The sequence below is a fragment of the Acidovorax sp. GW821-FHT11A03 genome (assembly GCF_058809075.1).
Window position 1 is genome coordinate 247,352 of sequence record NZ_JBXASG010000006.1, and the last position, 12,535, is coordinate 259,886.

Sequence of the window (12,535 nt, forward strand, 5' to 3'; positions counted from 1 at the left end):
AGCATTCAGCGCTCAGCACTTAAGCCCTGCAGTAGATTTCAACCCAATTCGACTTGGAGCACATAATGCCCCGTCCAACGCAACCTCACCCCAATTTCAAAAAGACGCTGCTCGCCATCGCGGCTAGTGCGGCACTTGCACCGCATGGTGGGTGGGCGCTTGATTTTGCACAATCTCCACCAGGCACAGTCACGCCCTACGTTGCACCCAATGTGATTATTTCTGTCGATGACTCAGGCAGCATGGACTTCCGTCTGGACATGGAAAGCGAAAACGGGGCAACCGGAGAAACTGCTCCACTAGCAACTCCGACCCCCACGGACCCAAACAAGAAGACTTGGCCTACGACCAGCCGCCGCATCAACGTGTTGAAGTACGCACTGAAGAATGTGTTCAACGATACAACCTTGCTGCCTGATGGAAAAATCCGCCTCGCTTGGCAAGTCATGTGGAACAACGGGGGCTCACCCGGTGTCGGCCCCCGTCAAAGGGATGACAGCAATACTCTTCGTGGCCTTGCGGGAGCTACTAGCGTAGACAGCGCTACGATGGGTGAAAACTCGATGCGCGTGCTCAAAGACGACGCAACAGTTACCCATCGCCAGAACTTCAAGAATTTCATTGACAAATTGAAGCCTGGCAATGGAACGCCAACTCATCGTATGTTTAAGCAGGCCGATGACTACATGCGGCGCACGCTAAGCGCGAACGGTCCTTGGGCCACCAAACCAGGCGATAGCAGTACTACCGCAGAGTATCTTGGTTGCCGTCGAAACTACCACATTGTGATGACTGATGGCAGATGGAACAATTACGTCAATACTTATGCGGCAGGCGGCAACATAGATACCCCTGGAACAGTGGACTTGCCAGATAGTACTAAGTATGGTTCCAGTACCACTACCGGCACCACAAATTTCACAAAAATGTACCGCGATGGCACGGACAACACCTTGGCTGATTGGGCCTTTAAAAGTTGGTCACAAAGACTCCAGCTTCCCGCTGACTTGACCGGCACGATATTGCCAGAGCCGGAGTATGACCAGGCACCGGCAACTGAGACCATCGGGGGCGTGGCTCTGCCAAAGTACTGGAATCCAAAATACAACCCTGCGACTTGGCCTCATATGGTGACCTACACCATTGGCTTCAGCAAGATGGCCTATGAATGGAAGACCGATTTTTCCGACGCCAAGTACAACATCACACGCCCCACGGAGATGGTGCCGTTTGGTTATGACGGCGACTTTCCAAATCTGGTCAAGGGAGACAAGACTTGGCCTGCCATGAGCAACGAAGACCGCCGTTCGCTAGACCTATGGCACGCTGCTCTCAATGGCCGCGGTCGCTTCTTCGCCGTAGAACAAGGCGAAGATTTGGAAAAAGCCTTCCGCATGATCATCCAGCAGATCAATACCCAGAACGAACCTGACCGGGGTTCCACCGCCACTAGCGGTAGCAATGCATCCCGTAACGACGTGGGTAAATACGTGGCGAACTACATGCCCAAAGAGGCTTGGAGAGGTTGGGTTGAAGCGGAAACCGTGAAAAAGGACGGCACCACAGTGCCCGCGGTGGGGTGGGCAGGCAAAACAACGGCCGACCTGCTGGATGCCACAGGTTTCAGTGTCGGCAGTCGCCTTATCTTGAGTTGGAGCAGCAAACAAATTGACGCTACGACGGGTCAGGAAAAAGGGGGGGTGCCATTCAAATGGGCTAGCGATGAAACTAACCTTAGCACCGCGCAAAAAGCATTTCTCAATATGAAGAGTGATGGCACCACTGATGCCCTAGGACAGGACCGCCTGAATTATGTGCGCGGTGATCGCACCAAGGAGGGAACGGAAAGCCCGGCCAATTACCCATCCACCAACCCCTTCCGTCAACGCAAATCTCGCCAAGGGGATATCGTCAACTCCGAGGTCTGGTATGTGGGCGCACCCGTCAGCAACTATGCTTGGAAAGGCTATACCGCTTTTACGCGCGCGCAGAAGGATCGCTTGCCCATGATCTACGTGGGTGGAAACGATGGCATGTTGCACGGTTTTTCGGCCGAGAATGGCTCAGAGAAGGTGGCCTACGTGCCCCGTGGGGTGATACCTGCCGTGGGCCGCCTCGCTGACCCCGCTTTCAACCAGAATCATCGCTACTATGTAGATGGCTCTCCCATGACCGGTGATGTGGACATGGGCACCGGTGACACCACGGATCCCACTTACGCCCCCAACTGGCACACGCTACTGGTCGGATCGCTAGGCGCTGGTGGGAAGGGGTTCTTTGTGCTGGACGTGACCAACCCGGGCAATATCGCGGGTGATGACGCTGGCAACTTTACCGAAGGCAATGCCCAGCAACTGGTAGTGATGGACAAGACGCGTCATGCCACCGAGGCCACCACCAGCGTGGAGGATTGCGAGAACACCGTCATCACCCCTGTCACCAAGAAAGAGGCATGCCTGACTCTTGCCGACATGGGACACATCTTTACCAAGCCGGTGATGGACGAGGCAAACCCGCAGCGTACGACGCAAATCGTGCGCTTGAACAACAACCGCTGGGCGGCGGTGATGGGTAACGGCTACAACAGCAAAAGCGGCCGGCCCGTGCTGCTGGTCCAGTACTTGGATGGCAGCAAGGAACTGTTGCGTTTAGTGGCTACGGGTACCACCGCCACGAATGCCCACCTCGATACCACCGACAATGGCCTCTCCGCACCGCGCCTCGTAGACATCAACGGCGATGGCCGCCCCGATGTGGTGTATGCGGGTGATCTCAAGGGCAACATGTGGAAGTTCCTGCTCACCAGCAATGACGATACCGCCTGGGGTGTGGCGCGATGGGGTAGTTCTGCCGCGACCACCACCAACCATACGACCAGCGGAGTGCCACTGTTTACCGCCAAAGGGGGCACGGAAGGCTCCCCTGATTCGCGCACGTTGGCACAACCGATAACCATTGTGCCCACAGTGCGTGCCAATGACCGAAAGAAGGAAATCGATATCGGTGGCGGCAAAAAAGAAACTGTATCGGTGGGTGGACTGATGGTGGCCTTTGGTACAGGAAGCAACTTGGCAACGTACAACGCGAGCAACCCGAACGACCCCAACACCCCCGTCAACGCGAACAAGCAGACCTTGTACTCGGTGCTCGATAACACACGCTACAAGCTGGTAGGCACCAAGAAGGACCGTGTGGAAGTTTGCGCATCCTCTACCGACGCACCTTGCAACAAGCTGGTGAAGTCGAGTGCGGACCTGCCAGCACCGGTTACCCAGTCGAATCTGGTCCAACGCACAATTCCCACTGCGTCCGTGAACACCCGCGATGGTCATGAGTTCTGGACCATTACCGATGCCACCGTACTGAATTGGGGAACCAGCAGCGGTTGGTACATGGACCTGCCCCAGACCCGCGAACGCCTGCTCAAGCCTATCGAATTCTATGACGGCAGCAACCTGCTGACCGTCTTCTCGCAGGTGCCGGCCAAGGGCTCCAGACTAGACCCTGCGGTTGAAACATGCGAAGCAGGCACGGTAGACAAGGAACGCCAATACATGACCCTTATCAACATCATGGATGGCAAGAAGCCCAGCGTGCAAATCATGGATACGGATGGCAATGGTAAATACAATTTGGCCGCCGACCAAGGCGCATCGCGAGTGTCAGTCACTGCAGGAGCTCAGACCATGATCAAGCGTGGGGAAAAAATGCGAGTCACTGGGAAGAAACCAGATGGGACGGACGACAATTTGGACAACGCCCTCCTCCCAGAGCAGTCCATGCGCCCCAGTTGGCGCCAAATGCAATAACCAGCTTTAGCAGGAGCACACTGTCTTATGAAAAGGCAACATCGGGGCTTTACGCTGATTGAACTAATGATTGTGGTGGCTGTCGTCGGCATCCTCTCGGCCATCGCTTTCCCCAGCTACACGGAATATATCCGGCGGGGCCACCGGGCTGATGCCCGTGCGGGCCTCTTGCAAGCGCAACAATGGTTGGAACGAGCCTCCACGGCCAACGGCGTGTACCCGACAACTCTTCCAAATTCTCTTCAATGGCGTCTCACAGATGGAACCCTCGACCCAAACAAGCGGTATACTTTGTCCATTGGTGGTCCCGCGACAACATCCTCATTCACGTTGACCGCCACACCTAGAGGCGCCCAACTTGGGGACAAATGCGGAAACTACACGCTGACCCATACGGGTGTACGCGGAGCAAATGGCAAAATTCAAACTGACGCGGGCTTTGACGCCACTTGCTGGGACAAGTAGTTGCTAAGCTACTATCCGGGGGGCAATGAACAACACCGCGTCCTCTATGACTCAAGCGCTTGGGCTAGCCGCCCAGGCGCTTTTTCTTTCCAGCCCCAATCCTCGCGTTGGTTGCGTCATCACCGCTCCCGACGGTGAGGTGCTGGGCCGAGGATTCACTCAGCGTGCTGGTGGCCCCCATGCAGAAATCATGGCGCTGCGCGATGCCGCAGCAGCTGGCCGCGACGTGCGCGGTGCCACCGCCTATGTCACCCTGGAGCCATGCTCTCACCATGGCCGCACCGGTCCATGCTGCAATGCATTGATCGAAGCCGGGATTGCAAAAGTGGTGGCATCCATCACCGACCCCAACCCTCTGGTCGCAGGCCACGGATTCGAGCGATTGCGGGCGGCGGGTATCGAGGTTGTCGTGGGCCCAGGGGCAGAAGAATCACGCGAACTCAACATCGGTTTTTTCAGCCGCATGGTTCGGGGCACGCCATGGGTGCGGCTCAAGACGGCAGCGTCCCTGGACGGCACCACGGCGCTTCATAACGGCGCCAGCCAGTGGATCACCTCGCGCACGGCACGCGCGGATGGGCATGCCTGGCGGGCAAGGGCCTGTGCCATTCTGACCGGCATTGGTACCGTGCTGGACGACAACCCACGCCTGGACGTCCGGGAAGTACCTACACCCCGCCAGCCCCATGTGGTCTTGGTGGATAGTCAATTGCAGCTGCCCCCGCATGCCAACCTGCTGATGGGCGGACGTGATTGCCTTGTCTACACAGCCAACACAAGCAAGGAAAAGAAAGCCGCCTTGGAAGCTCGTGGTGCCACGGTGATCCATCTGCCCAATGCCAGCGGCAAAGTGGATCTGGCAGCGATGCTGAAAGACCTTGGCCAGCGGGGAATCAATGAGCTGCATGTGGAAGCAGGCCACAAGCTCAATGGATCCCTCGTCCGAGAAGGCCTCGTCGATGAACTGCTTGTGTACTTGGCCCCTCGCCTGCTGGGCCCCGGGCTGAGCATGGCGAACCTGGACCCGCTCCATGCGCTGGCGGACGGGCTTGCGCTGCAGTTCACATCCGCAGAGATGATCGGACCGGACCTTCGCGTCCTGGCACGGGTCCAGGGTCGGGATAGTTTTTAATCCGGCCCTCGCGATCGCCTTCGGCCGCACCGCCCCAAGGCAGTGCAAAAGCCACGCACCAACCTCTGGCGCGCTTCTTGCTTCAATTTGGTGCAAATCTGGTGCACCCATTCAAACCGCACCAGAACGGATCAATTTACTGCAAGAGGACGTTATGGAAGCACTCAAACAGGGCACGGATGCCCTGTTCATTCTTCTGGGGGCCATCATGGTGCTGGCCATGCACGCCGGTTTTGCCTTCCTGGAGCTGGGCACGGTCCGCAAGAAGAACCAGGTGAATGCGCTGGTGAAGATCCTGGTGGATTTTTCTGTGTCCACGGTCGTGTACTTTGCCGTGGGGTACAGCCTGGCCTACGGCACGCACTTTTTCGTGGGGGCCGAGTCGCTGGTGCAGCAAAGCGGCTATGCACTGGTGAAGTTCTTCTTCCTGCTCACCTTTGCAGCGGCCATTCCGGCCATCGTGTCGGGGGGGATCGCGGAACGCGCCAAGTTCTGGCCGCAGCTCATGGCCACGGCGGTCATCGTCGGCTTTGTGTATCCATTCTTCGAGGGCATTGCCTGGAACCAGCATTTTGGCGTGCAGGCCTGGATCAAAGGGTTCGCCGGCGAGGAGTTCCATGATTTCGCCGGCTCCATCGTGGTGCACGCGATGGGAGGGTGGATCGCCCTGCCTGCCGTGATCCTGCTGGGCTCCCGCGCCAACCGGTATCGCAAGGATGGCGCCATCTCCGCGCACCCGCCTTCCAACATTCCGTTTCTGGCGCTGGGCGCATGGGTGCTCGTCGTGGGCTGGTTCGGCTTCAATGTGATGAGCGCGCAGACCGTGGACAAGCTTTCCGGCCTGGTGGCAGTGAACTCCCTGATGGCCATGGTCGGCGGCACGCTGGCCGCCCTGGTGCTGGGCAAGAATGACCCCGGCTTCGTCCACAACGGCCCGCTGGCGGGGCTGGTGGCGGTGTGCGCGGGCTCCGACCTGATGCACCCGCTGGGTGCGCTCGTGGTGGGTGCGGTGGCTGGCGCCATTTTTGTGCTGATGTTCACGCTCACGCAGAACCGGTGGAAGATCGACGACGTGCTGGGTGTCTGGCCGCTGCACGGCCTGTGCGGCACCTGGGGCGGGCTGGCGGCGGGCATTTTTGGCAGCAAGGCGCTGGGCGGGCTCGGCGGGGTGAGCTTTTCCGCCCAGCTTGTCGGCACCGCCCTGGGCGTGGCCTGGGCACTGGCGGGCGGCTTCGTGGTGTATGGCATTCTCAAAAGCACGGTCGGCCTGCGGCTCTCGCAGGAAGAGGAGTTCGACGGTGCGGACCTGTCGATCCACAAGATCAGCGCCACACCCGATCGCGAAGTGAGCTGGTAGCCGCCGCGGCGCCAGGGCACCGCACTGCGATGCGCCCGCATCCACCCGGTCGCCACCGTGGCTGCGTTGGCGCCGCGTCTGACAAGCGCGAGCGGCGCCGCACGGTCACAATCGCGCCATGCCTGCACTGCCCCCTGCTCCCGCCGCTCCAGCGCCGTTCCTGGGCACCACCGCCCGCTATGGCTGGCTGGCCGTCCTGGCCATGTGCATTGCAAGCGCCATCACCGGCTGCGCCGGCCTGCCCAAGGATGTGGACCGGCCGGTGTCGAGCGCATTGGCGTCGCCTGCGGACACGGCCCTGGGCCAACTGGTGGAAACGCGCCGCGCGTCGGTGGGCGGCCGCCATCCTTCCGGGTTCCTGCTGCTCAGCGGGCCCCAGGCGGCCTACAGCAGCCGCCTCGCCCTGGTCGACGCCGCACAGAAGACGCTGGACCTGCAGTACTACGCCATCCACGCTGACGCCAGTACCGAGCGCCTGCTGCTGGGCGTGATCGCGGCGGCCCAGCGCGGCGTGCGTGTGCGTGTGCTGCTGGACGACTTCCACAGCACGGGGCGTGATGCGCAGGTCATGCGGCTGGCCTTCGTGCCCAACATCGAGATGCGCATGTTCAACCCGCTCACGGGTGCGCGCGGCTCGCCCCTGGGGCGCATGCTGGGCGCGCTGGGGGACTTCTCCCGCGTGCAGCAGCGCATGCACAACAAGCTCTTCATCGCCGACAACGCCATGGGCGTGACGGGTGGCCGCAACCTGGGCGACGCGTACTTCGGCAACGCCGATTCCGGCAACTTCGTGGATCTGGACGTGCTGGCGGCCGGGCCCGTGGTGCAGGACCTCTCCCGCAGTTTCGACAGCTACTGGAACAACGAGCGCGCCTATCCCGTGCAGTCGCTCGTCACGCAGCAGGAGCTTGACACCCTGCGCGAGCGCACGCGCACTTCCGACGCGGCGCGGCGGGACCGGATCGCCGGCCAGGGCGGCACCCTGGCGCCCGACAGCCAGCCGGTGCAAGACGGCAGCCAGACCACCACCGCGCAACGCGCCCGCATCTGGGACTACCAGCCCATGGACCTGGCGCAAGCGCAGTTCACCTGGGCCCCCGCGGTGGTGCTGGTGGACAAGCCCGCCAAGATCCCCCCAGACGGCACGTCCACGGGTGCGCTGCCGGAAAAAGCCCCCGCCAGGGCATCCCCCATGGCGATCACCTCGCGCGGGCCGCGTGCGGCGACGGCTGGCGCCGTGGCATCGGCGCCAGTGCCTGCACGTGCCACGGACACCGCCAGCGGCCCCCTCCCCGGCCCCAACCCACCCTCCACCGCCTCCGCCGCGCCCGGGGTGCCCGGCGCCGAAGCCCTTGATGCCCAGACCGACACCGTGGTGGACGGCCTGCTGCAGCTGATGGGCCAGGCACGGCAGGATCTGCTCATCATCTCGCCCTACTTCGTGCCCGGCCCGGACATGAAACAGGCCTTCGCGGCGGCGCGCGCGCGCGGCGTTCGGGTGCGGGTGCTCACCAACTCGCTCGCCTCCAACGATGCGCCCATTGCCCACGCAGGCTATGCGCGCCACCGCCCCGACCTGCTGGCCATGGGCGTCGAGCTGTATGAGATGCGCAGCGAACTCACGGGCGTGCTGCGGGGCGCCCTGGGCTCCACGGGCAGCACCGGCGGGGGCGGCAAGGCTGGCGCTTCTGGTGCCGTGGGCAGCTCGCGGGCCATGCTGCATTCCAAGCTTCTGATCCTGGATGGCCGCCTGCTGGCCGTGGGCTCGATGAACCTGGACATCCGGTCGCAGCGCCAGAACACGGAAATCGCGCTGCTGATCCGCAGCGGCGACCTGTCGCGCCGCGCCACCGCGCAGATCGAGGCCGCATTGCGCGAGGTCGCCTGGCATGTGCAGCTGAACGACGACCGCCTTGTATGGCGCGCGCCCGAGGGCAGCGGCCTGGCGGACGCGACGTCCGAACCCGACGCCAGCGCCCCGCTGCGGTTGATGCTGCAGCTCCTGGGCCCGCTGGCGCCCGACCACCTGCTCTAGGCACCTGTCCAGGCGCCTCTTTGCGGCACCGCGCCGCGATGCGCGGCTAATCCCCGGCCCGCAGCGCCTCCACCCAGGCGGTGATCGCCCGCTGGTCCGTCATCGTGCGCACGTGCTGGTAGGCGGCCTCGGCTTCCGGAAAGCGCCTGCGCAGCAGATTGAGCCACTGCTTGAGGCGCCCCGCGCGCTGGCGGGGCTCCAGGTCCTCGCACACCAGTTGCCAGAAGGCCGCGACGTGCGCCAGCAGGTCGCTCCAGGCCACCGTGTCCGACCCAGGCCGGCCCGCATCGGCCGCGCGGATGGCGCGGGCCAGCCCCGGGTCTGCCACCATGCCGCGCCCGAGCATGAGCGTGGCGCAGCCCGACACCTCGCGGCAGCGCAGCGCATCGGCCACCGTCCAGATCTCGCCATTGGCCACCACCGGTATCTGCACTGCCGCGCGGATGGCGGGAATGTGCTCCCAGTACGCCGGGGGCCGGTAGCCATCGGCCTTGGTGCGCGCATGCACCACCAGCTCGGCGGCGCCGCCCGCCTGCATCGCCTGGGCGCATTCGCGCATCAGCCCGGTGTCGTTGAAGCCCAGCCGCATCTTGGCGGACACCGGCAGGTGCGAAGGCACCGCGCGGCGCACGGCGGCCACTACGGCGGCGATGCGTTCGGGCTCCTGCAGCAGCGCGGCGCCGCCACCATGGCGGTTGACGACCTTGGCAGGGCATCCAAAGTTCAGGTCGATCCCCTCGGGCCCCAGGTCCGCCAGGCGGGCCGCGTTCTCGGCCATGCTGACCGGATCGGAGCCCAGCAACTGCGCACGCACCGGCACACCCGCGAGCGTGCGGCTGCCGTTGCGCAGCTCGGGCACATAGCGCAGGAACACCTTGTCGGGCAGCAGGGTGCCGGTGATGCGGATGAACTCGGAGACACAGCGGTCCACCCCGCCCACGCGGGTCAACACATCACGCAGCACAAAATCCAGAAGCCCCTCCATGGGGGCAAGCAGCAAGGTCATCGCGAGAAAGGCCGCCGCGCCCTGCGCCCCGCACGGGGCGCGGCCGGCACACAGCCAGGATATGAGTCAAAAAGGGCCGCAATGCTTGATGTACAAGCGCTAGCAGCTATTAAATATATAGCATCCACCCCCCAGGGTCCTGCACGCCGGGGAGCAGCCCGCCATTGTGCGGCAGCGAGGTCATCACCGCGTCACGGCGGACTGATGCAATCGCCGCCATCCACCCGTGAATGGAGGCTCCCATGCTGCTACAAAAAACCGAAAAAGCCCGCCTGGAACTCTTGCCCGGCGTCCGCACCCTGAGCCTGCGCGAGCGCTCTCTGCTGCTGCTGGTTGACGGCAAATCGCTGTCGGACCTGCAGGCCATGTACAACGGCATCGGCGCGCAGATCGTCGACAACCTCATGCGCCAGGGCTATCTGGCCGGCCCCGCGGCCGGGCTGCCCTCCGCCGCGCCCTCGCCCAGCACCGCGCCACCGGGCGGGCCATCGGTCCAGCGCCCGGAGCCTGGCGAATCCCTGCGCTCGCTCGCCGGTGCGCGCATGTACCTTTTCGACACCTGCGAGCGGCTGTTCGCGCGCCGCGACCCCACGCTGGCAGAGCAGTTCCGCCAGGCGCTGCGCGCCGCCAAGGACCGCACGAGCATGCTGGACGTGGGCGAGGCCATGTTCGAGGAAGTGGCGCTTGCCGCCGGCGCCGAACGGGCCGCGAGCCTGCGCGAAAGGTTCGAGCAGCTGCTGCCCCGGCACGCGCAGTCCTAGACGCCCCGAGGCAATGGAGTGGAGACGGGCCGTCCGTCAGGCGGCGGCCAGGCGCCACAGCGACGTGACCTCGGCCGCGCGGGCCGCATGCAGCGCATCGCCCGCATCTGCCGCCTTGGCATGGCCCGGCTTCACATCGTGCCGGCCCCGCACCACCAGCCCCGCATCGGCAATCCATTGCAGCAGCTGCTCACGCGAGCGCAAGCCCAGGTGCTCGGCCAGGTCCGACAGGATCAGCCAGCCTTCGCCGCCTGGCTCCAGGTGCTCCCGCAGGCCCGCCAGGAAGCCCTTGAGCATGCGGCTGCCTTCGTCGTACACCGCGTGTTCGATGGGCGAGCTGGCGCGGGCCGGCACCCAGGGCGGGTTGCACACCACCAGCGGCGCGCGCCCCGGGGGGAACAGGTCGGCCTGCAGCAGTTCCACCTGGGCAAGCACACCCAGGCGCTGCAGGTTCTCGCGCGCGCAGGCCAGGGCGCGCGGGTCCTGGTCGGTGGCCACCACGCGCTGCACGCCACGGCGTGCCAGCACGGCAGACAGCACCCCGGTGCCCACGCCAATGTCAAAGGCCAGTGTCTTGGTGGGCAGCGCCGTGTCGGCGACCAGGCCCACATATTCGCCGCGCACGGGCGAGAACACGCCGTAGTGCGGGTGGATGCGGTTGAGCGGGGGCGCACCCAAGGCGGGCACTTCCACGCCTTTTTTGCGCCACTCGTGCGCGCCCACCAGGCCCAGCAACTCGCGCAGCGTGGCCACCGAACGCTCGCCCGTGGCCGGGCCCCAGGCCTCGGTGCACGCCTGGCGCCAGTCGGGCGCACGGCGCAGGTCGATGCCGTAGTCGCCTTCGAGCGGGATGAGCACCGACGCCAGCACCCGCGCGCGCTGCGCCTGCGCCTGGCGGTGCAGGTGAAAGGCCTCGGCCGGGGTGGCGGCAGCGGCTTTGTCGGCCGCCCTGGCGGCGCACTTGCGGGGTCTGGCCGACTTGCCCCCCTTGCCGGACCTGGCATCGGCCCGGCGCATCAGCGCCTGCAGCAGCATGCGGGCGTTCTGAAAGTCGCCCTGCCACAACAGGCCGGTGCCTTCACAGGCCATGCGGTAGGCCGTGTCTGCGGCCAAGGTATCGTCGGCGGTGACGACCCGGCGCGGGGCCGGGGCACCGCTCTCGGAGCGCCACTGGACTTGTTGAATCTGGCCCTGGCGGCTCCATTCGATCATAGGAAGAAGTGTGGGCATCAGATTGCTATTGCTTCGGGCGTTAACAGCAGCCCGTGAAACTGGCGCGGCCCCTGCCAAGGCCGCCGTGCAAGGGCCGCCCCGCCGCGCTAGCGGCATCCCCCTTCCCGCGCAAAGCGCGAGAGAAGGAGGACGCGACGAAGTCGCTCAGGGGGTGGTTGTTCATCCTACGCGTTGATGGGGCGCTTCAGGCGCACTTCTTCGATCTTGACGCCCCCCACCACGGCCGTCTTGGCGGTGGAGAGTTCGCGCTTGAAGCCCGCCAGCTCGTGGAACCGGATGGCGCGCTCGTTGCGCAGGGGCACCCACGCCGTGACGTTGGTGCAGCCTTCTTCCTGCAGGCCGTCGCGGGCGGCATCCCACAAGGCCAGGCCCACGCCCTGGTTCCAGTGGGTGGGGGCGGCGTAGATGGCCCAGATTTCACCGGTGGTGGGGCGGGATTTTTCATCGCGCGAGCGGTCGTAGCCCACGAAGCCGACGATCTTCTCGCCGTCCACGGCCACCTGGACCTGGGGCTCGCAATATTCGATGGCCTCGCGCCAGTAGGCCTGGCGCTTTTCGACCGACATGGATTTCAACTGCTCGTCTGGCACCAGCCCTTTGTAGACCTCTTGGGCTGAGACGGTATGGATCTGGGCAATGGCTTTGGCATCGCGAAGCGTGGCGGGACGAACCTGGATACTGGACATGGAAAAACCGAACGAAAACGGGGAATGAAAAAACGAAAGGACCGGCATTGT

The 12,535-nt window shown here is 64.0% G+C and carries 9 protein-coding genes; 6 read left to right on the forward strand and 3 right to left on the reverse strand.

Annotation, left to right across the window (positions count from 1 at the left end):
* The first annotated feature begins 65 nt into the window (after positions 1-65).
* The 5 genes from AC1RVY_RS16900 to AC1RVY_RS16920 all read left to right on the forward strand — a co-directional run bounded on the left by AC1RVY_RS16900 (position 66) and on the right by AC1RVY_RS16920 (position 8,798).
* Positions 66-3,809: a pilus assembly protein gene (locus AC1RVY_RS16900; protein WP_492807301.1), complete on the forward strand. Its 3,744-nt coding sequence runs from the start codon at positions 66-68 to the stop codon at positions 3,807-3,809.
* A gap of 27 nt (positions 3,810-3,836) precedes the next feature.
* On the forward strand, positions 3,837-4,274 hold the full coding sequence (locus tag AC1RVY_RS16905) for a type IV pilin protein (protein ID WP_492807302.1): 438 nt from the start codon (positions 3,837-3,839) through the stop codon (positions 4,272-4,274).
* Positions 4,275-4,299: 25 nt separating this feature from the next.
* Complete coding sequence (ribD, locus tag AC1RVY_RS16910) at positions 4,300-5,406, forward strand: bifunctional diaminohydroxyphosphoribosylaminopyrimidine deaminase/5-amino-6-(5-phosphoribosylamino)uracil reductase RibD (protein WP_492807304.1); 1,107 nt, start codon at positions 4,300-4,302, stop codon at positions 5,404-5,406.
* A 154-nt stretch (positions 5,407-5,560) separates the two neighbouring features.
* Positions 5,561-6,763, forward strand: a complete 1,203-nt coding sequence (locus tag AC1RVY_RS16915; RefSeq protein WP_492807306.1) for an ammonium transporter — start codon at positions 5,561-5,563, stop codon at positions 6,761-6,763.
* A gap of 118 nt (positions 6,764-6,881) precedes the next feature.
* On the forward strand, positions 6,882-8,798 hold the full coding sequence (locus tag AC1RVY_RS16920) for a phospholipase D family protein (RefSeq protein ID WP_492807307.1): 1,917 nt from the start codon (positions 6,882-6,884) through the stop codon (positions 8,796-8,798).
* A 46-nt stretch (positions 8,799-8,844) separates the two neighbouring features.
* Here AC1RVY_RS16920 and AC1RVY_RS16925 read toward each other — a convergent pair whose 3' ends face one another.
* Complete coding sequence (locus AC1RVY_RS16925) at positions 8,845-9,804, reverse strand: tRNA dihydrouridine synthase (protein ID WP_492807309.1); 960 nt, start codon at positions 9,802-9,804, stop codon at positions 8,845-8,847.
* Positions 9,805-10,046: 242 nt separating this feature from the next.
* Between AC1RVY_RS16925 and AC1RVY_RS16930 the strand changes: the two genes are divergently transcribed.
* Positions 10,047-10,565 (forward strand): hypothetical protein, encoded by a 519-nt coding sequence (locus tag AC1RVY_RS16930; RefSeq protein ID WP_218295532.1) that lies wholly within the window; start codon positions 10,047-10,049, stop codon positions 10,563-10,565.
* Positions 10,566-10,601: 36 nt separating this feature from the next.
* On the opposite strand, the gene AC1RVY_RS16935 is transcribed toward AC1RVY_RS16930, so the two are convergent.
* Together AC1RVY_RS16935 and AC1RVY_RS16940 are read right to left on the reverse strand one after the other, a co-directional pair.
* Complete coding sequence (locus AC1RVY_RS16935) at positions 10,602-11,777, reverse strand: methyltransferase (RefSeq protein WP_492807506.1); 1,176 nt, start codon at positions 11,775-11,777, stop codon at positions 10,602-10,604.
* A gap of 185 nt (positions 11,778-11,962) precedes the next feature.
* Entirely contained in the window at positions 11,963-12,484 is a 522-nt protein-coding gene (locus tag AC1RVY_RS16940; protein ID WP_055393295.1) for a GNAT family N-acetyltransferase, read from the reverse strand.
* Between the last annotated feature and the right edge of the window lie 51 nt (positions 12,485-12,535).

Excerpts from the sequence above, each read along its gene's own strand:
- AC1RVY_RS16900 (WP_492807301.1), top strand. The coding sequence starts at position 66 with ATGCCCCGTCCAACGCAACCTCACCCCAATTTCAAAAAGACGCTGCTC.
- AC1RVY_RS16905 (WP_492807302.1), top strand. The coding sequence starts at position 3,837 with ATGAAAAGGCAACATCGGGGCTTTACGCTGATTGAACTAATGATTGTG.
- ribD (WP_492807304.1), top strand. The coding sequence starts at position 4,300 with ATGAACAACACCGCGTCCTCTATGACTCAAGCGCTTGGGCTAGCCGCC.
- AC1RVY_RS16915 (WP_492807306.1), top strand. The coding sequence starts at position 5,561 with ATGGAAGCACTCAAACAGGGCACGGATGCCCTGTTCATTCTTCTGGGG.
- AC1RVY_RS16920 (WP_492807307.1), top strand. The coding sequence starts at position 6,882 with ATGCCTGCACTGCCCCCTGCTCCCGCCGCTCCAGCGCCGTTCCTGGGC.
- AC1RVY_RS16925 (WP_492807309.1), bottom strand. The coding sequence starts at position 9,804 with ATGACCTTGCTGCTTGCCCCCATGGAGGGGCTTCTGGATTTTGTGCTG.
- AC1RVY_RS16930 (WP_218295532.1), top strand. The coding sequence starts at position 10,047 with ATGCTGCTACAAAAAACCGAAAAAGCCCGCCTGGAACTCTTGCCCGGC.
- AC1RVY_RS16935 (WP_492807506.1), bottom strand. The coding sequence starts at position 11,777 with ATGATCGAATGGAGCCGCCAGGGCCAGATTCAACAAGTCCAGTGGCGC.
- AC1RVY_RS16940 (WP_055393295.1), bottom strand. The coding sequence starts at position 12,484 with ATGTCCAGTATCCAGGTTCGTCCCGCCACGCTTCGCGATGCCAAAGCC.